The 18,262-nt window shown below is 46.7% G+C and carries 12 protein-coding genes; 2 read left to right on the top strand and 10 right to left on the bottom strand.

Features of this window, described 5'->3' with window-relative positions; all coding sequences use genetic code 11:
- Positions 1 to 73: 73 nt before the first annotated feature.
- On the bottom strand, positions 74 to 2,308 hold the full coding sequence (metE, locus tag ACJJI3_RS12275) for a 5-methyltetrahydropteroyltriglutamate--homocysteine S-methyltransferase (protein ID WP_444939889.1): 2,235 nt from the start codon (positions 2,306 to 2,308) through the stop codon (positions 74 to 76).
- A 172-nt stretch (positions 2,309 to 2,480) separates the two neighbouring features.
- Here metE and ACJJI3_RS12280 point away from each other — a divergent pair, with 172 nt between their 5' ends.
- Both ACJJI3_RS12280 and ACJJI3_RS12285 read left to right on the top strand, forming a co-directional pair.
- Entirely contained in the window at positions 2,481 to 3,440 is a 960-nt protein-coding gene (locus ACJJI3_RS12280; RefSeq protein WP_444939890.1) for a LysR family transcriptional regulator, read from the top strand.
- 209 nt (positions 3,441 to 3,649) lie between these two features.
- Positions 3,650 to 4,189: a cytochrome b gene (locus tag ACJJI3_RS12285; protein WP_444939891.1), complete on the top strand. Its 540-nt coding sequence runs from the start codon at positions 3,650 to 3,652 to the stop codon at positions 4,187 to 4,189.
- Between the two features lie 92 nt (positions 4,190 to 4,281).
- On the opposite strand, the gene ACJJI3_RS12290 is transcribed toward ACJJI3_RS12285, so the two are convergent.
- The 9 genes from ACJJI3_RS12290 to ACJJI3_RS12330 all read right to left on the bottom strand — a co-directional run bounded on the left by ACJJI3_RS12290 (position 4,282) and on the right by ACJJI3_RS12330 (position 18,257).
- Entirely contained in the window at positions 4,282 to 6,048 is a 1,767-nt protein-coding gene (locus tag ACJJI3_RS12290) for a DEAD/DEAH box helicase (protein WP_444939892.1), read from the bottom strand.
- Between the two features lie 204 nt (positions 6,049 to 6,252).
- Positions 6,253 to 7,497, bottom strand: a complete 1,245-nt coding sequence (locus ACJJI3_RS12295; protein ID WP_444939893.1) for a capsule polysaccharide biogenesis protein — start codon at positions 7,495 to 7,497, stop codon at positions 6,253 to 6,255.
- Between the two features lie 662 nt (positions 7,498 to 8,159).
- Complete coding sequence (locus tag ACJJI3_RS12300; RefSeq protein WP_444939894.1) at positions 8,160 to 9,221, bottom strand: phytanoyl-CoA dioxygenase family protein; 1,062 nt, start codon at positions 9,219 to 9,221, stop codon at positions 8,160 to 8,162.
- Between the two features lie 99 nt (positions 9,222 to 9,320).
- Complete coding sequence (locus tag ACJJI3_RS12305; protein ID WP_444939895.1) at positions 9,321 to 11,249, bottom strand: capsule polysaccharide biogenesis protein; 1,929 nt, start codon at positions 11,247 to 11,249, stop codon at positions 9,321 to 9,323.
- A 104-nt stretch (positions 11,250 to 11,353) separates the two neighbouring features.
- On the bottom strand, positions 11,354 to 12,274 hold the full coding sequence (locus ACJJI3_RS12310) for a glycosyltransferase family protein (RefSeq protein WP_444939896.1): 921 nt from the start codon (positions 12,272 to 12,274) through the stop codon (positions 11,354 to 11,356).
- 17 nt (positions 12,275 to 12,291) lie between these two features.
- Positions 12,292 to 14,025, bottom strand: a complete 1,734-nt coding sequence (locus ACJJI3_RS12315; RefSeq protein ID WP_444939897.1) for an SLC13 family permease — start codon at positions 14,023 to 14,025, stop codon at positions 12,292 to 12,294.
- Between the two features lie 239 nt (positions 14,026 to 14,264).
- Positions 14,265 to 16,544 carry a glycosyltransferase family 2 protein gene (locus ACJJI3_RS12320; RefSeq protein WP_444939898.1) on the bottom strand — a complete coding sequence of 760 codons (2,280 nt, stop codon included), beginning with the start codon at positions 16,542 to 16,544 and terminating at the stop codon, positions 14,265 to 14,267.
- 23 nt (positions 16,545 to 16,567) lie between these two features.
- A complete protein-coding gene (locus ACJJI3_RS12325; RefSeq protein ID WP_444939899.1) occupies positions 16,568 to 17,515 on the bottom strand; it encodes a sulfotransferase family 2 domain-containing protein in 948 nt (315 codons plus the stop codon).
- Between the two features lie 49 nt (positions 17,516 to 17,564).
- A complete protein-coding gene (locus tag ACJJI3_RS12330; RefSeq protein ID WP_444939900.1) occupies positions 17,565 to 18,257 on the bottom strand; it encodes a hypothetical protein in 693 nt (230 codons plus the stop codon).
- Positions 18,258 to 18,262: the final 5 nt, after the last annotated feature.

Here is an 18,262-nt window from a genome sequence, read left to right on the forward strand (position 1 = left end):
AACAGTAGCGGGAAAAACTGAAAAGAAAAACCGGCAATCCAAATGATTGCCGGTTTTTTTATTTATAAATTGGCTAGGCCAGTTCTGTGCGCACAGTGCGCGCAGCCTCTACCATATTCAGCAAGGATGACCCGACCTCAGCCCAGTTACGGGTTTTAAGGCCACAGTCCGGATTTACCCAAAGTCTCTCAACCGGCACCACCTGTGCAATTTTCTTAAGTCGCCCTATCAACTCCCCCCTTTCCGGCACATTGGGTGAGTGAATATCGTAAACGCCAGGTCCAATTTCATTGGGGTAACCACCGGCCTTGTCGGCAAACGCGCTGAGTAGGCGCAAGTCGGAGCGAGCAGATTCAATAGTAATTACATCCGCATCAAGGGAAACAATGGCATCCATAATTGCATTGAAATTGCTGTAGCACATATGGGTGTGGATCTGGGTTTCCGCTTTTACTTCGCTACAGGTGTAGCGGAAACACCCTACCGCCCAGGCAAAATAATCCTGGTGCTCAGACTCTCGAAGGGGAACTCCCTCACGCAAAGCCGGTTCATCAATCTGGATAATCCCGATACCGGCCGCCTCAAGATCCAACACCTCTTCCCGCAATGCTTTGGCAATTTGTAGACAGCTCTCACTGCGGTGGATGTCTTCCCTCGGGAAGGACCAGTTGAGAATTGTGACCGGGCCGGTGAGCATACCTTTTACCGGCTTATTAGTTAGGCTCTGGGCATAGCTGCTCCACTCTACAGTCATCGCTTTAGGTCGGGAAATATCGCCAAAAATAATGGGCGGTTTCACACAGCGGGAGCCATAACTCTGCACCCAACCGTTACCGGTGTGTACAAAACCATCCAGTTGCTCCCCAAAATACTCCACCATATCGTTGCGCTCTGCCTCACCGTGCACCAATACATCCAGGCCGAGTATTTCCTGGCGACGGATGGCTTCGGCAATTTCAGCGCGCAGATGCTCTATATAATCCGTTTGGGAAATCTCACTATTGCGATATTTACGGCGTACGCCGCGCAAAAGATCCGTCTGTGGGAAAGACCCTATCGTGGTGGTAGGCAAAAGAGGTAATTGCCAACGCTTGGCCTGTACTAAAGAGCGGTCCCTATAGTGCTGTTCGCGCCAGGTATCCTGTAATTGATCGACTATGGAGCACCCGGATGCGCAGCTCTTTCCGCTTAGGACAGAGGTTTCAGTGTCCGTATTGAGCAGCTGCTGTAATTGAGCCAGCTCCTCAAGTTTCTGGCGGCTGTAAGCGAGCTTCTGTTTTTGCTCACTGGGCAGCTTCACTTCCGTCTCCAGATCCACAGGGCTGTGTAGCAGGGAACAACTGGCAGATAGCCACAATCGATCACCCAACTGCTTCGCTAAAGGCTGCAAAGCACCCTGCCAGCGGTTGAGGTCTGCCCGCCACACATTGCGCCCATTAATCACACCCGCAGACAAAACCTTGTTCTTACCAGCCAACTGGGCCGCAGCTTCAAGTTCCCCCGGTGCGCGTAAGCAGTCAATATGTACTCCGGACACAGGGAGGGAAAATACCAGCTCCAAATTCTCGCGCAAAGGTGAGAAATAGGTAGCCAGCAATGTATTCAGCCCCGGGGCTACTGCCGCAATCTGCTGGTAGGTGCTATCAAAAGCCCCACGCCATTCATCCGGCAGATCCAGGCCTAGTATGGGTTCCTCCAACTGCACCCATTCAACTCCGAGGTCAGCGAGCTGAGACAGCAACTCGGCATAGCAAGGCAGGAGTTTTGGCACTAAATCCAGAGGGCTATCCACACCTCGCCCCAGCCACAGGTAAGTGAGTGGTCCGATAACCACCGGCTTGGCTTTGTAGCCCAGGGATTGGGCTTCCCGCACCTCGTCAAGTAACCACTCACTATCCAGGGAGAACGCCTGATTATTGGAGAGTTCAGGCACCAGATAGTGATAATTGGTATCAAACCACTTGGTCATGGCACTAGCCGCTACCGGCTGTCCCGATGGAGCGCGACCGCGGGCCAAGCGGAAATACTGGTCCAGCTTGTTGTCTGCCGCCCCCTCTGCAAAACGCTGGCCGACCACACCAAACATCAGGGAGTGATTCAGAACCTGGTCATACCAGGCGAAATCCCCCACAGCTACACGGCTCAAACCGGCCTCACTTTGGGCCTGCCAGTTACTACGGCGTATCTCTGTGCCCACTTGCAGCAACTGCTGCTGGGGCATATCACCGCGCCAATAGGCTTCTTGCGCTTTCTTTAGTTCGCGATTGGCTCCGATACGCGGATAGCCGAGGATATGTGTTTGCACCATGGCCGCCTTCCCAAGCTCTTTCCTGTGAGGGGAACAAAGTTGCCCCATTGAAAAATACCCCGCAGCTGCGATCTCGGTAACGGTCGCATTAGCGAGAGTCCTGACTTGATTGTGTGCGCACAGTGCTGTTCAATCAATTTCATATTTTCTGCAAATAACATGAATAATTTTAATGATGATTGAATTGCGCCATTTGCGTGCGCTGAGTGTTTTGCGTGAGACAGGCAGCCTGGTACGCGCAGCAGAGCGCCTTCACCTGACCCAGTCGGCTCTTTCGCACTTATTTCGCGAAATGGAGGACCGGCTCGGCCAAGAACTGTTTATACGTAAATCCCGGCCTTTGCGATTTACCAGTGCCGGTCTGAGACTGCTGCAATTGGCGGACGACATACTGCCCCAGGTAGCTATAGCACAACGGGACCTGTCTCGACTGGCATCTGGGCAAGCGGGCAGGCTCAATATCGCTATCGAGTGCCACAGCTGCTACCAGTGGCTGATGCCCGCACTGAATACCTTCCGGGACAGCTGGCCAGAAGTGGAACTGGACCTGTGCAGCGGCTTCCACTTCGCCCCCCTGCCCGCACTGGTGCGCGGCGATCTGGACCTGGTTGTCACTTCTAATCCAGACCCCGATCTCAAAGGACTGCACTACGAGCCGCTATTCAGCTTTGAAATGTGCCTTGCCATAAGTCGCAAACACCCTCTAGCGCAGGAGAGCAAACGGCGTTGGGTAGAACCGCAGGAATTGGCTGGTGAAGTCCAAATTACCTATCCGGTTGAGCGCGAGCGGCTGGATATCTTCCAGCACTTCCTCGACCCCGCTGGAATTGAACCCTCAGAAGTTCGAACCGCAGAACTCACCGTGATGATGGTTCAGTTAGTAGCCAGCGGCCGAGGGGTTTGCGCCCTGCCCAATTGGGCGCTACACGAGTACCTGCAAAAGGGTTTTGTTTCCCAGCTCCACCTTGGTAAAGAAGGCCTTTGGAGCACACTCTACGCAGCAGTGCGGGAAGATATGCTGGAGCGACCCTATCTCGCAGACTTCCTCAAAACTGCGCGGGATACCAGCTTTGCCAATCTGCAGGGCGTGAGAGCTGCGAAAGCCAGCCCCAGTGTGGCAAAACCGGCCTAACAGCTTACAAAAATTAACTGGGCAGATTAGACCTGTGTGGAAATAATGGCTTACACAAATTCAGCACAATTATTAAACAGGCCGAATGTTTTTAGATCGAACAAATCAATGGTTTGGGCTGGCCGGCGAGGCCGGTACAATTACCGAATAACTATATACGGCATTGGCCTTTACCCGGCCAAATGCCTGGACTTTGTAGGAGGCCCTCTATGTCAAACCCGGTTGAACGTTGGAACTCAGTGAGCAAAGGACTGCACTGGCTTTTTGTAATCCTATTGCTCTCGGTATGGGGAGCAGTTGAACTGCATGAGTTTTACGAGCGCGGCGACCCCATGCGCGGCTGGTTTATGCAGCTGCACTTCTCCCTCGGAGTCGGTGTCCTGATGCTTCTGGCCCTGCGCCTCTACTGGCGTGCGCGCCACAAGCGCCCACAGACTGAAGGCAAGAAGTGGCAGAAGGCACTATCCAGCCTGACCCATGGTGCTCTCTACCTGTTAATTCTGGCTATGCCAGTATCCGGCATCATAATGCGCCAACTGTTTGGCCGCGATACTGAGTTTTTTGGGCTGTTTGCCGTTCCCAACCTGTTCGCCGAAAACCCGGATCTAGGCAAGCAAATCGCATTCCTGCACAAAGATGTAATGTGGCCCGCCCTGCTCATACTGGTTGGACTGCATATCGCCGCTGCCTTGTGGCACCACTTTATTGTCCGTGATAACACACTCACCCGTATGCTGCCGCAGCGCTAATTCAAGACAGGGAAGAAATAGAAGAAGGGAGACTGAATGGGAGAACGCAGACTTGCGCTCTCCCGGAATAAACCTGCTAAAACAAGTACGACTTAGTCGTCGTTATTGCTGCGCTTGGCTTTGGGCTTACCTTTCGGCTTGAACTTAGGCTTACCCCTGGGTTTCCCTTTCGACTTGACCGCTGCTTCATCGAAGCGAGTGATCTTCATCGGCTTACCGGCAACGCGCACCTTCTTCAGGTGTTGGAACACTTCTTTCGGCATTCCCTGGGGCAGATCTACGGTGGTGAATTCGTTGTAGATTTCGATACGGCCGATATAGGAACTATCCAGATCCACCTCATTGGCAATAGCGCCAACAATGCTGCCGGGACGAACGCCCTGCTCGCGACCGATCTCGATACGGAAGCGCTCCAACCCCTCATCGGGCGGCGGCAGCTTGCGATCTTTTTCGAAGCTTTCCTTCTTACGGCGGCGGCCACCGTCAAAGTCGTCATCGCGCTCGCGGCGCTCTTTGCGCGGTTTCTGCTCCTTCTCCTGGATCAACAGCGGCTGATCACCCTGGGCCATTGCAGCCAGTGCGGCGGCAACATCCAGAGGGTCAACCTCATTCTGGGCCAGGAATTCCTCAACCAGCTGACGGTAGGGAGCCAGATCGGTTTGGCCTTCCAGGGTTGCAGTGATGCGCTCGCGGAAGCGCTGCATACGGGCGCTGTTAACCGCATCTGCGCTGGGCAGCTCCAACTTTTCGATCGGCTTCTTGGTCGCTTTTTCGATGACCCGCAGCATCCGGCGCTCACGGGGCGCCACAAACAGGATTGCATCGCCCTCGCGACCGGCACGGCCGGTACGGCCGATACGGTGGATATAGGCTTCGGTGTCGTAGGGGATGTCGTAGTTGATCACGTGGCTGATACGTTTTACGTCCAATCCACGAGCCGCAACATCAGTGGCTACAACAATATCGAGCTTGCCGTTTTTCAGCTTGTCGATCACGGCTTCGCGCAGGTTCTGCGCCATATCGCCGTTCAGGGCAGCGCTGGCAAAGCCTCTGGCGGCCAGCTTATCTGCCAATTCCACAGTGCTATTCTTGGTGCGCACAAAGATAATTGTGGCGTCCACTGGTTCCGCTTCCAGAATGCGGGTCAAAGCGTCTAGCTTGTGCAGACCACCAACTGGCCAGTAGCGCTGGCGAATGGTTTCCGCAGTCTCGGTCTTAACACGGATTTTTACTTCAACCGGCTCATCCAGATGCTCGCGGGCGATGCGGGCAATCTCTTTTGGCATAGTGGCGGAGAACAGCGCAATCTGACGCTCTTCAGGAATCTGCTCCAATACCCACTGCACATCATCGATAAAGCCCATGCGCAGCATTTCATCCGCCTCATCCAGCACCAGGGTGCGCAGATTGGACAGATCCAGGGAACCGCGACGCATATGGTCCATCACCCGTCCGGGGGTGCCCACCACCAGCTGAACACCACGCTTTAACTGCTGTATCTGGCCGCGGTAGTCAGCGCCACCGTAGATAGGCGCAACGTGGAAACCTTTCAACTTGGATGCGTAAGACTGGCAGGCTTCAGCCACCTGAATAGCCAGTTCGCGGGTCGGTGCCAGCACCAGTGCCTGAGGGCGACGATCCTTCAGGTCAAGCTGGGAGAGTAGCGGCAGCGCAAAGGCTGCGGTCTTGCCAGTGCCGGTCTGGGCCTGGCCTAGCACATCCCGCCCCTCCAGCAGGGACGGAATAGTTTGTGCCTGGATCGGGGAGGGAGTCTCATAGCCGAGCTTTTCGATGGCGCTGAGAATTTCAGACGGCAGACCCAACTGGTCGAAGCCGGCCGCTTTAGGGGTATCGGTCATTTCGGAATTCACTTGAAGCCAAAGTCCCTATCGCGGGACCGGAGCGGTGGGTAAAAGGCCGCGCAGTCTAACAGGTTAGGCGATTCAGATCAGCCTATTTTTTAAACAAGCAGTGATGGGGTCTGTAAGCGGAACGAAATGCCTGAACCAAGGAGGGAAAGAATGCAAAATTCCTAACCTCTAGTCCAGGCCTATACGACAAAATCAACTTGCACTATTTTCGCTTGTGATGGAAAGCTTGGCTTGGAGACTACCCTCAGCCGCAGACTCTATCCGCTTTACCACACCTTCAATGGTGGCGCCAACGGCCTTAGAAAAGCTACCGTCTAACTGAGTTTGCTCATACAGGTAGGTATGGAAACGCCTAAAAAAAGCAACATCCACGCTCTCGGGCTCAACCCAAAAGCTGGATAGTGTGCCTTGATGAGTCAGACCTGAAATGTCGTAAAGCGCACGTCCAAGTACTTTTGTGGGAACCTTGTGAAGAAGGGCAGAAATACCAACAGTACTATTAATTGTAACTACGCCACGAGCATGGTCCAGTAGAGTAGGTAAATGCAGGTCATGGCAATAGACCACCCGCCCCTGAATACTGTAACGAACCTCCAAACTATCAATCAATTTCTGGTAATGACAGAAACCACGATCCATAGGGTGGTGCTTTAAAACGATAACCGCATCATCTGGAGCATTCTTGGCAAACGATTTCAACACGCGATCAATGGCATTTTCTATTGAGAGAAGATCAGAATGCTCTCTTAGCTGAAAATCGTCGCGAGTTTGCAGGGGAAACAAGAAAAAACGCTTACTAAACTCCCTCGTCAGCTTAGAAGTCAAATTGCGCTCTGTTATCTTATACAACCCTTTGCGCACGAAACTTCTTAGCCAGCATATACCTTCAGCCTTCCAATCCCTGTGTCGATGGTGGTGATAAGCAGGAAATTCTGACCGGGCAAGACGCATCGCTGTATAGTAGCCCATCGCATAGGAAGCCCGATGCCAAAACGTTTGCCCTACCGGCGGAGCACAAGGTTTTCGTAGATCAGATTCATACTTTTCGATCGCATCCCGTGTCCAATCCATCTGGGAAAACGCATTTACACCGCCCCACTCCAACGTGACAAAGTCCGGGCGTAGGTATCCCTCCTCAAACACCCCAAAAGCAACACCCAAAGATTCGCAAACGACCCGAGCTTGGGAGTGATAACGGCGGCAGTCACCGTACACAAATACGGCTTCAACGTCATGCTTCAATAAATAAGACTTAAAAAAGGATGCCCAGTCACCTTCACTTCCTGTGAAATCAACCAGAAAGTCAGCCCAAGCAAAGTAGCGATCACCGCCGTTGAAGCTAATTTTATGCGTGGTTATACCTTGTTGTGAAAGCCGCTTTGCCAACTTCGCAAAGAACGGACCATGAGGCCCTTGTAAAAAGACTGCCACAGACATTATTCATCCTACTCCTAAAACTTGCTATTTGACGCTTAGAATTTGAGCACATATAAATTATTGGTTAATCAAAACCATTACCATGCCGTATATTAGCCACTCAGTTCACTGACACATTGGCATGTGCCACTCTGTGGCTCCATTGGGCCCAACAGGAAATTCATCAACTAAACGAACATAACAGGTATTGGAGTGCCAATTGGCGCAAAATTCTACCAAACGGATTGATTTTCTTCTACAGTTGTTAACTTCTTACTGAAGTAAAAAATTGGTAGAGATAAAACTCGCACATGACGGAAAAGTATAAAATATAAACAGAGAAGCCTTTTCCCTGTATAGAATACTAAGTCCATTTAATAAAGCTGGAGAAGCCATTTTTATCAAAATAATACTTTCATCATACAACTATGCACATCATCATAAACGAAGCTAAGAAACATGCCTTCAAGAAAATTTTCGGCAATTAAGTAAGCACTCTACTTAAATCTGCGGCGATTACAATTAACCAGATCACAATTCATCCAACAAAGCAGCCACACTTCGGGCTAACCAACATTATATTGATTAACCCCAACACCCAAAAAATCAAGCAAGGTTGCTTATCTCAGGCAATAACTATCAGAGTTTTTATGACCCCTTAAAATACTTCAGAAACTCGAGAGTTAAGCTTTCTCCACGATCTTCTTTTGTTTGGGACGAGATAATCGGCCGTAAAAGTTTCGCTGCTCCCCACTATTGATTTTGCCTTGGTCTAGACGCTTTAAGGCCTTTTTCCAGATTCCTTCAAAAACTCTCGCAGTAATTTTAGGAAAAGGAGTAAACAATGGATTGAAGGGGTTATCACGGGCCTGCATCCACACCGTCATACGTTTTGACTTTTGGAGTGCTTCACCGCGACAGTGGAAACCATACACATTACCAATTACTAAAGTATTCGCAGGAACGGATAGCTTTTTTATTTGATACCCCATTTCGCTCAGATCTTTGCCTGCGACCCGAAATGATCCATCCCAATAGCGTCCAGGCGAGCGTTTACTACCTTTTTTACATGCTTCAAGGCTTTCTTTGTACTCCCATTTTAATCTTTTCCATGAGAGTTTATGCGATCCAGGCACATAGATATAAGCGCCATTATTATCACTTGTCTCATCAATGTATAACCACGCCTTAACACACGGGTGGAAAGTATCTGCATGTAAATCACGCTGAGGATCAGGTCGGCGATTCACATCTTCATGATTACAAAGATTTTCTATATAGAATAAAGGAGGGCGATTTTTTGATGAACAAAATCGCATCAACCGATCCAACAATTGATTTTCAGCTAACTTTTTAAATTCCGGAGCTTTTCTTCGCTCCTCATAATCCATAAAGATTCTCTGAGTTACTGTTGTCCCTTCGATTATCTCTCTAACTGGCCCCTCAAACTGATCAAGCTCTTCAGCCAAGCGGAAAAATTGATCTTCATTAAGAAAATTCTCCCTTAAAATATAGCCGTTCTTAATAAATTCTCCTCGATACTCTGAAGGAACAATTGGGGAAAGAAGAAACAACCGAACTCGAAATAGTATATGTGCAACTATCACCCTAAAAACATGCAACCCGAATACATTAAGCCAGTAGCTTCCAATAATAGGATTATTCTTAAAACTCTTCCCCCAACTAACCAACTCGAAAGACCACTTAGGTATTTTCCAAGTCAAAGCAAGTATTCGGCTTAGCATTATCACCTCCCAAAGATACATATCTAAAAATATATTATTTATATGGAAATACAGTTTCGCTTTGCCGCCTATCATACGGAGCATTCATTGATATATTTATCAATAGCGAAGAAAATTCTTTCTATACCAGCAAAAAACTTTAAAGAAAAAGCTCCCGCCATCATATAAAGATCGTTTTTTTTCTACCAACTTAACTGCGGTCTCTGCATCAATGTAATCCCCTGTCGCAGCATCAGCATATACCGGGTAAAGTAGCAAGGTTCCCGCGATTAATTCATCTAAAGTCAATTTACGTCGCCGCCTTTGCTTGAAAACGTCAAAATCCGTCCTATCACCCCCTGCCTTGGAGAGCAGAGTGTCCTCAGTTAACCCCCAGCCGGAATAAAAAGGTAAACCATAAGTGACAACCTTAATTTTTCTAAGTAAGGCTTCAAACCCCGCCAGAGAACTCAAGGTATGCACCTCATCAACCTCATCCAATATTAGAGAGATATCTCCTTCAGTGACAAGCAAGTCATATAATCGCTTAGATCCTTGGGGTAACTCTCCCAAGCGAGCACCAGCAACCACATCGGGATGCGGTTTATAGATAATATATGCTTCTGGATTTCCCTTCCTTACACTCTCCAAAAGAGAATGGTTACTTTTTATAACAGGAGAACCATAAGCAATTGAGGCATCGCTTTCCACCTGCCCAGGAACTAAAATAATTTTCTTATTATCAGGAAGAGAGAGATTTACTGAGCCCTGAATGTTATATTTTGTAACTCTTTTTCTTAAAAGTAGCAGATGAAGGCTTTTCGCCCTATTAAGTATTTCATCACTAAAATTAGTATCACTTAAAATAATTTCAAGATCACTGGGTGACCGGGCATCAAAGTAAATACCCCGGGAATCAAACACTAAAGAAGTGGGTGCAACCAAGTCCGCACCTAGCCCTGCTGAACGTATGAACCCATCTTCAACTCTCCAAAGACGAGCTTGAATCTCCTCAATCTTTTTCTGCAATGAGTTCGTTGGCCGACTAGCCCAAACAAAAATATTAGCGCCCGCTGCACACTGACTGATAGAGCTTGTGCCTCTAACAAAGTCCACCTTTCTCTTTTTACCAAGAAAATTAGGAATAAACTTTCTCTTCCATGATGAAAAGCCCACACCTAACCAAGCACCTTGAAACCTAAGCCACTGCCTCTTTTGCTCCGCAATCAGAGCAACCGTCTCTTCAAACTCACATTTATCACCGGTATATGGGTTTATATATCGACAATACCTCAAATAAGCAGCACAAAAGAGCTGCGAAAGAGATCTGTTGATATTGCGACGTGATAAAAATTGTCTATCTTTAGTTAATCCCCACCCAGAATAAAAAGGAACACCAAAGCAGTGTACTTCTTTCCCTGCAATTAAAGCATCAAACCCCAGCTGACTAGTGACAACATAAACTTTTTCCACATAGTCAAAAATAGCCCAAGGTGAGATATCTTCAGATATAATTCTACAGCCTTTTTCAAAAGCTAAACTTAATAAATAACCCTTCTTCTTCCCTGTTATAACATCCGGGTGTATTTTTACACATATCTCGGCTTCAGGGTTATCTTCAATAGCACTATCCAGCATGGCCAGAAAATGAGATTCAGAAGCCTGGCCAGCCGAAACAGAGACATCACCAAAAGTCTGATCTACAACTAAAACCCTTTTCAAATTAGTTGGCCAATCTAAGGGCTTATCTATGGATTGATTATATTTAGAAAGCCTATTAGCTCGTAATAGCTCTACCCCTTTCTCCGCTCGCTCCAGTTCTTCAGAAGTGAAGTCAGCTAGAGCTATCAATGTTTCTAAATCACTTGGTCGAGATGCATCATAATAGATCCCGGTTTTATCAACCACCAGACTATGCGGAACCGCTCCATTAACTCCCAACCCGAGCGAACGTAAAAACCCATCTTCTATACATGCAAATGGAAGCCCTGCCCGTAGAGCGATCCTTTTTGCTTTCATCGCTGTTGGTTTAAGCCCCCAACCAATCATATAACTCACATAACTAGCGGGCTTGAACGTAATATACTGGCAGCGTATATCGAGTAGGCTTTCTAGAGTCCGGTGTTTCCGCAAACCTAAAGAACAGTGTCCGGCTACAGGCATTTTTGTGCCTCAGCCAACATATTTTTTCGCAACACCTCATCCTCTGCCAAAGCAAGAATCCCTTCGATCCATTGCGAAGGATCCATGGGTAAAAGCAACCCATTTTCACGATGACGAACCACTTTGCCATAAATATCACCAGCAGCGTAAATACCCACAGCCCCAGTCTGAGTAACATCAAAAAACTTAGTGTGAGACCTTGCTCTATTAAAAGGTATATCTAATAAGGGAGCTAAACCTATATTACGCCCCGGCACCTGCAGCATCGATAAATAAGTGGGCCACTTCATAGGGTGTAACACTTTAACCCTTGGCATATCGGAAAAGAGACGATTCACATAGGTATTTCCAATTATTTCAAAGTTCAATTTTTGATTCTCCCTAAGAACCTCACGTACCACAGGGTGCAACCACTGGATATCCTCTTGATGCGATGCAGAACCATGATAAAAAAGATTTATGCAATCGCCACCAGGTGTATTAATGGGCTCCGCCTGCAATAATCTTGGCTTCCAGTCACTGTATTTATTCTGTAAATAAGGAGTTGAAACCAACAACTGAGCTCCAACAGACTTCAGCCACTTTTGCTTTGACCACCCATATCGAAGCAGCTTGAAACGGTATCTAATTGGCAAATTTGAAAAGGTTTGCCTATCAAATAAATCATCATCAATAAAAAAAAACACCCTGGAAATCAATTTAATATTTTTTTTTATAAATGACTGCCATTTCTCAGAAATATAACGCACAAATATAATATTTGTATCCCGTATATTTTCCTCTAATGGGAGATCATTAAAACCTAAACGCTCGTAACTGGCCCCCATCTTTTGTAGAAATGGCAAGACAAAATAATCCGAAGAGGGATTACGACCTTCTTCTACGATTAGCCAACGGCTAGCAAGTTCCAAATTAACCTCCAGGCCACTCAAATCTCAAAGGGAAATACGATTGGTAGTAACAACAGAACAACCAAAGAATAAGCAATAGTCAGAGGCAGGCCTGCACGAAGAAAATCGCGTAAATGATATCCACCAAGATTTTGTACTATAAGGTTTGTTTGATAACCGAAAGGCGTCAAAAAACTTGCACTCGCCCCATAAGCTACGGCCATTACAAAAGGCATCCAGCTGACCCCAAAACTATCGGCTAAGCTCCAGGCCAAAGGAAAAGTCAAGGCGGCAGCTGCGTTGTTCGTCATCAGCTCTGTTAATACTAGAGTCAAAATAAAGATACCTACAAACCCCGCCATTGGCCCCCAATCAGCAAGGAGCCCTTTGAGCCCCTCAGCCAGCACATCTGCCAAGCCGCTACCAGCGAAGGCTTCCGCAAGCACCAAAGCACTAGCAATAATCAACCAGATCTGAAAAGGAAACCGCCTCTGTAACTCAGTAGTAGACACAATACCAAGAGCGATCATGCCACCAAGTAGTACGACCAACCCCTTCAATAGCGAAAAGTGACCTAGCGCAGCTCCCGCCACAACTGCTGTAAAGCCCAGACCTAACAGCCAATTATCCCGTCGTGATAAGTCACGTCGCACTTCAGTGCCACTAATCACATAGAAGTTCTTATCAATATTCAGGTGATGACGAAAGTCCGGACCCACTGCCAACAAAAGGGCGTCTCCCGCACGCAACTCAACCTCTCCTAACTTACCCGACAGGCGATCGCCACCACGTCGCATTGCTACCACTGCTGCATCAAAGCGCGTACGGAAGTTACAGCTTTTTAATGATTGCCCAAGGATACTTGAACTAGGGGTAAGTACCACTTCAGTAAGGTTTAAATCCAGTTTCTCATCTTCTAACGCGAACAAGCGTAACCCCTCTATATCTTGTAAGCGCCCGAGATCTCGAACATCACCGCTAAAAATCAACTTATCTCCGCAACGGATCACTTCCGAAGGTCCAACTGGGCTAATCACCTGGTCGCCCCTCACAATCTCAATCAGATAGAAAGTCTCCAGGTTGCGCAGATGATTCTGCTCGACGCTTTTTCCATCAAGGGGAGAGCCTTCAATTACTTCCGCTTCCAGCAGATACTCAGTCACAGGTTCATCCGTTACACTCCCTTCTGGCAGCAAACGGTTACACAGCAATAGAACGCTCAACCCTACTAGTGTCGCAGCCAAACCCACAGGCACAAAAGCAAAAAAATCCAAGCTGGGCAGACCACGGTCCAACACAAAACTATTGACAATTAGGTTCGTGGAGGTTCCAATCAGGGTAAGGGTCCCCCCAAGAATGGCTGCATATGACAGTGGTATCAGAAGTTTGGCAGGCGGCAAGCGTCGCTGCCCTTTGACACTGGATGCAAGAGCTGCAACCACTGCCGTATTATTTAAAAAAGCAGAACTTAATGCAGTAGCAGCAGAAAGTCTAAGCAAGCTAGCCCTAAGGGAACCCTTAATCAGCCCCCCTGAAACCACTCGCAGCCAACGAGTCCTCTCTAGCCCTAGCGATACCAACAACAACACGACCAATGTTACTAAACCCGGATTAGATCCCTTCTGCAATACTATCTCTGCAGGTACCAATCCGGTCAAGAAACAAGCACCAGCAGCTGAAGCAAAGATCAAGGAAGGGCGGAAGCGGGTAAGGATTAATGAACCGATAACAAAAACGAAGATACCAGCGACAAAAAATTGAGGAAGAGTCATAAGATGGCAAGCCGCACTAATTACCAATAGCTAGGATTTTGTTACTGTACGCCTATGGCGAATAGGGATTATGCCAAATCCAGCGGAAATATGCCTCTCTCAAGCATTTATGATGACGAACTTACTTAGCAAACTACCAAGAAGATACTGGTCTCCAGTATCTTCCAAAGACCTGTATCTCAATTCTCGACTCGTAACAGAAACCCTACAACTAGCTAGGGCATGAACTTGTGGTTCGTTCAAACTGAAGCCAGAGAGAAATCCTCGTGAACCAGAGTCAGGTTAGGGTTATAGGCAGGATCAGAATCTAATAAGTTTCCCCAGCGACTGCGCAAATAATCAGCTTCCCGCTGTGCACGCCGCCGCTTTGTCAAGGTATTGTCAGCACCCCGAGATACTGATTCGTGATGATACAATTCAGCATAAGGCGTCCACAAATTTTGATAACCCGCTTCACGTACTTTTAAGCATAAATCTACATCATTAAAGGCCACTGCAAGGTGCTTTTCTTCCAGGCCCCCCACTTTCTCAAAAATCGACTTCCGCAGAAATAAGCAAGCGCCTGTCACCGCAGACAAGTTCTGAACCAACTGAAGACGTGAGAAATAGCCATACTCATTACGGTGGAAGTATTTGTGTGCATGCCCCGCTACACCACCAATACCTAAAATCACTCCTCCATGCTGGATTGTGTTATTGGGATAGTAAAGTTTAGCCCCCACGCAGCCAATCTCCGGCCTAAGTGCATGACTTACCATTTCCCTCAACCAATCACCATTGATAGGCTCAATATCATTATTGATTAACCCCAGAACCTCCCCAACAGCGATTTCCGCCCCAAAATTATTGATCGAAGAGTAATTAAAAGGGTGGTTCCACTGATGAATCTTGACCCTATGGTCAGAGCTAACCTCCTTGAAGTACTGGAGAGTCTTGTCACAGCGACTCTGGTTGTCCAAAATCAGTAATTCGAAATTCGGGTAATCAGTCTTCGATAGAATCGCATCCACACAAGGCTTAAGGATATCGAAACCATCACGCGTAGGTATCAGCAGGCTCACCATGGGTTCAGGCTTGGGTAAGGCCCATCGAACTCGGTAGGAGTTTGGGACACTACCTAACCCCGCCTCAGCATCTAGCCCCGTAGAATGGATATAGTCATTTATTGCGCGTAGTCCAGCATGTTCCGTATATTCCTTATTAGCACCATCCTGTGCAGTAGAACCATCAACTGCTCTCCAGTGGTAAAGAATTTTAGGGATATGAACTACATTATCTTCATTAAAATAAGGTAAGCAGCGCATTAACAAATCATGATCTTGACTACCTTCAACTCCTAATCGAAACCCGCCGAGTTTCCGCACCAACTCTAATCTTATTACGGCCAAATGGGAGATATAATTCTGTGATAGCAAAAGGTCGGGATTCCAACTCGGCTTAAAGTGAGGATCGAATCGTAAGCCGGCTTCATCAATCTTGTCCTCATCACTATAAACTAAAGATACCTGCGGATTTAAAGAAATTGCATCACAAACCTTTTCCAAAGCAACAGGAGAAAGAGTGTCATCGTGATCAAGAAATGTAACGAATTCTCCCTTAGCTAGCTCAAGCGCACTATTACTCGCAACTGAAATATGCCCATTTTTATCACGTAAAATCAATTGAATTCGTGAATCTTGAGCCTGATAGGAAAGTAGGCAATCCCATATTTCAGGATCTGTAGATCTATCATCAGCAATACATAACTGCCAATTGGAGTAAGTCTGAGCTAAGACTGAGTCTATACAAGCCTTCAGCATTGAAATATTAGAATTATAGGTAGGCAGAAGTATTGAGATGAGTGGACCACTCTGTGTGCTATTTTCTTTTCGATCAGTAGCTGATACCTGATACTGATCCTCTACTCTATCAATCCATTGCTGATAATCTCGATCATGTCTTCTACGAATAAAAGTCTCACCATAGCGCTCTAATGCGAACTGGTGCCAGCTCAAGCCTAGACCTTTCTTCTTATACTCAAGCTTGGCAAGCACCTTAGACTTACTCAACCCCCTAAATTCGGGATGCATACTAGACAAACGTTGCGCTAATCTATCGCGTGCAAACCATGAGGCAAGACGCACTATACGAAAGTGCTCAACAGAGAAGGGGCCAGAGGCCTCCATTGGCGAAAGCCTTATTGACTTTATCCGCTCCGGAAAATAAAGCAACCGCTTTGCAATCTTCCCGTTTCGAAGCGGTAAGGAAATTGTTGTCGCCCCCTTATAGTTTTGACCCGCATCGATAAATAAAGTAGCATCCGCCCCAGCCTTATCATAGTTAAGCTCAAGCTCCAACATATACCAGCCAGGTAAAAATCCACCTCTACGAATTGCGAAACATGGATTCTCGCTAACAGAAAGCCAACGCTTACCTTCCTCAGCAATCTTTACACACTCAATATCCGCAATAGGCTCAAGCTTAGAAGCCAACTCGGCACGAAATAGAGATTTGATACAGTTAACCACGATAGACTTCATATAAATTTACTGTAATCCGAGGCCTACACTGTCCAAGGGGACCCAGCCAATGGCTGCTCGGTAGAAGCGACCACACACTCAACTTTATCCCCTGCCTTCAACTGAGACACATCGAACGAAAAACCCACAAATCCACCACGTCCAACCCCCATCCCTCGTAACCACGGGCGATCCTGTATAGCATGGCTTACACCGATAATATTACCACCTACCCGCGCCTGAATTACGATCGGCTCCTCTCTATTTTCTGCTATCGCCCATCCAGACAAGCGCTCTTTTTCCACTTGCCTTAATGCACCTAAAACAAAGTTCCGCCCTGTTTCAGCTAACTTTAACCGCCATCTAAACTGCGTCTTGATAGATTTATACAGTGCGATATCCTCAGCGTTTAAGCGGCGTAGTTCTTCTTCTTGAAAAGTCGGTAATTCATAATTATCTGTTAAATTAATTCGGCCAAGATTCTCTCTATAAATAGGAATATCCAAAGAATATTTTCGGTTAAATAAATACAGCGACTGCTCGTACATTTCTGTCAAACCAATAAAACCAATCGCAGGCCAGAGTATACGCCCCAAGATACGCTGCTGGCGATTGATATTATGGGGCGCCCGATAAAAGTCCTCGAACGATTCATCATACCTGTAGTTTCTAACCATATGGTGGTACTCTGAAACTAGCCTCTGGACTGGATCACGCACAAATGTAAACATTTTGCTAACACCAAAAAGTGGGGCATATACAGCTGCATGGAAATGTCCAGTGAGAAACTGATACCTGGCCTCTTCGAATCTCTTCTTAAACTCCCACTTATCCCGGACTCCGGCGTTCCAGACCTTAATGATTTCACTAGTTTCTGGTGACTTTAAGCCATAATCTCTACATACACTCTCACTGCCAAAAAAAGAATCTGCACCAATTCTAAAACTGGTACCTGCAGTTTTTGGGATATGGATAAAAACAAAAGGATTCACAAAAATAAAATATCCTTTAAATACAATTTACAAACACCATCTATAATCTTCAAATAAGTCTTTTGTAGGGGGAATCTAGCAACCCTGACTCGAAGAAATGATCCAGCACATAATAATCATCTAGCAAAAATGCAGTCAAAATAGCAATTGACTTATTGCTTAGCTTCTTCGGGTTTTTTACATCTATTTTCTCCAAAAAATTCTCTGATTTTTTATCGCTGGGCATTTTAGTAAGAACATTTTCTTTTCCAAAACGTTTCAAAAATTCATTGAAATCATTATCTAAGTTTTCTGTCCTTATAATATGCACTCTATTTAGCGGTAGTTTTTTGACCATAAAAATCGGCACATACCATGAGAGACCCATATGCATATGAAGCTTACTCTTATTGAGTGCGTAATGAGCCAGATCCCTGACATCCTGATCCGAAGAAAGCAATCCTTCGGCTAATTCATTTGCCGAATCAAAATTCTCATAGATTCTACGCCAACCTGAATTCTTACAATTTCCAGAGATAATTTTTTCATATTTATCAAAATTAAAGGATGAGACAAACCTTTTAATTGGATCTCTAAGAGAAATCAAATAGAAGTTCTCTCCATCATCATTACTTATCTCATGCTCTAGCTGGACGTTAGCCGCACCACAATGAAGCTCCGTAAACCTGATACCATTCTTATTTAGCGCGATATTTATACTTCCACCAGCACATTTTCCAATATGAATATGAATAAACTTCAAAACAA

It is taken from the genome of Microbulbifer maximicatervae (SeqCode), from assembly GCF_052466985.1.